This window comes from Klebsiella sp. K47 (genome assembly GCF_051858335.1).
Lineage (GTDB): Bacteria > Pseudomonadota > Gammaproteobacteria > Enterobacterales > Enterobacteriaceae > Klebsiella > Klebsiella pneumoniae.
The window spans coordinates 1-216 of record NZ_JBPYUI010000522.1 but is presented as its reverse complement, the minus strand read 5'-3'; the positions used below and the strand labels follow the sequence as shown (position 1 = coordinate 216).

The window sequence follows — 216 nt, the reverse complement described above, 5'->3', positions numbered from 1 at the left end:
AGGTCTGCCGCATCAATGCGACCGCCTGTGCGTCCTGCCCGGCCTGTGCACGCATCTGCGCTTCATGCCAGATCATCGTGGTGTTGCCGGCGGCCTTGGGCTGCGCACGATAGGCCGCGATGAGATCGGCGGCCGCCAGCTGGCACTCCGCCTTCTCCGCCATGGGGCGCCAGCCGCCCCCCAGATCCTGATCGAACTGCTCCGGCGTCAACGCCA

Annotated in this window: 1 protein-coding gene; it reads right to left on the bottom strand. The window is 68.5% G+C overall.

What is annotated here, in order from left to right; genetic code table 11:
- Positions 1-216 (bottom strand): hypothetical protein (locus tag RRF55_RS29065; RefSeq protein WP_439419460.1); only part of this gene is annotated, 216 nt, incomplete at both ends.